General features: G+C 69.2%; 2 protein-coding genes. One reads left to right on the forward strand and one right to left on the reverse strand.

Going from position 1 to position 1824, the window contains the following annotated elements:
• Positions 1–951 (forward strand): steroid 3-ketoacyl-CoA thiolase (locus ACQKIP_RS46515; protein ID WP_427745770.1); only part of this gene is annotated, 951 nt, incomplete at its 5' end.
• Positions 952–1037: 86 nt separating this feature from the next.
• On the opposite strand, the gene ACQKIP_RS46520 is transcribed toward ACQKIP_RS46515, so the two are convergent.
• Positions 1038–1493 (reverse strand): transglycosylase SLT domain-containing protein, encoded by a 456-nt coding sequence (locus tag ACQKIP_RS46520; protein ID WP_365852341.1) that lies wholly within the window; start codon positions 1491–1493, stop codon positions 1038–1040.
• Positions 1494–1824: the final 331 nt, after the last annotated feature.

Below are 1824 nucleotides of genomic sequence, written 5' to 3' on the forward strand. Positions count from 1 at the left end.
ACGATGGGCCTTCCGTACGAGACCGCGGCCACCACCGTGGACTGTCAGTGCGGCTCCTCCCAGCAGGCGAGCCACATGGTCGCGAACATGGTCGCCGCCGGTGTCATCGACGTGGGCATCAGCTGCGGCGTCGAGGCGATGTCACGGGTGCCGCTGGGGTCGGGTTCCAAGCACGGCCCCGGCAAGCCGTTCCCCGAGGAGTGGAACGTCGACCTGCCCAACCAGTTCGAGGCGGCCGAACGCATCGCCCGCAACCGGGGCCTCACCAGGGAGAACGTCGACTCGCTCGGCCTCATCTCGCAGGAGCGGGCCGGCGCCGCCTGGGCCGAGGAGCGCTTCAAACGCGAGACCTTCGCCGTCCAGGTCCCCACGACCGAGGAGGAGCAGGCCGCAGGACAGGGCATGTGGCGGCTCGTCGACCGGGACGAAGGGCTGCGGGACACCACGATGGAGGGCCTTGAGCGCCTCAAGCCGGTGATGCCGACCGCCGTGCACACCGCGGGCAACTCCTCGCAGATCTCCGACGGCGCGGCGGCGATCATGTGGGCGTCGAAGCGGATGGCGCGGGCGCTGAAGCTGAAGCCGCGCGCGCGGATCGTGGCGCAGGCGCTCGTGGGGGCCGATCCGCACTTCCACCTGGACGGGCCGATCGACGCGACGCGGGCGGTCCTGGGCAAGGCGGGGATGTCCCTGAAGGACATCGACCTCGTGGAGATCAACGAAGCCTTCGCCTCGGTGGTCCTGAGCTGGGCGCAGGTCTTCGAGCAGGACCTGGAGAAGGTGAACGTGAACGGCGGCGCCATCGCCATCGGCCACCCGGTCGGCGCGACAGGGGCCCGCCTCATCACCACCGCCCTGCACGAACTGGAGCGCCGCGACAAGGAGTTCGCGCTGATCACGATGTGCGCGGGCGGGGCGGTGGCCACGGGGACGATCATCCAGCGGCTGTAGGCCGCGGGCTTTCTCACGTACGACGAGAGCGGCCACCCCCTGTCCGGGGGTGGCCGCTCTCGGGTGATTCAGGAAGTCCCGGCGGCTCAGTACGAGCCGTTGGCCTGCCAGTGGTTCCAGGCGCCGACCGGGCTGCCGTAGCGGTCGTTCATGTAGTCGAGGCCCCACTTGATCTGGGTCTCGGGGTTGGTCTTCCAGTCCGAGCCCGCCGAAGCCATCTTCGAGGCGGGCAGCGCCTGGACCAGGCCGTAGGCGCCGGAGGAGGAGTTCGTGGCCGTGGCGTTCCAGCCGCTCTCGTGCTCCACGATCTTGCTGAACGCCTTGTACTGCGCGGGGTCCGGGATCATCTTCTTCGCGATCGCCTTCGCCGAGGAAGGCGCCGCGGCGTGGGCGGCGGCAGGAGCCGCGGCCTTCGCCTCGGACGGGGCGGCGGCCTGGGCCGCGCCCGCGCTGAACACCATGCCGGTCGTGGCGACGGCCACGGCGGCGCCGGCGAGGGCCTTCTTCGGGGTGGCGATGCGGCGGATGAGCGTGGCGGACAAAGCGTGACCTTCCGTGGGGGACATGGTGTCGCGGGCATGCCGTGGGCCACGGGGGTGTGGCTCGGGGGCTGCGTCTGCGCCGGTGGTTGGGCCTGTGGCGCTGTGCGACTCGATCCAGAGAAACAGGGCTGTCACGCCTCCGCAATGCCCCCTTTTACTAGTGGATGTCGCATGCAGGCGAAAAGTCCTTCGTGTGACGTGGCTCTCAATCCCCAGGTCAGGGCCGATATTGACGAGTGCACGTCAAATGAAACGATCTACGGCCCTCCCTCGTAGAGGACGTAAGTCCTGTGGGCCGCCTCACCTCGAAAGGCGCTCGATGTAACGGCTG

It is taken from the genome of Streptomyces sp. NPDC059900 (assembly GCF_050270335.1).
In the GTDB taxonomy this organism is placed as follows: domain Bacteria; phylum Actinomycetota; class Actinomycetes; order Streptomycetales; family Streptomycetaceae; genus Streptomyces.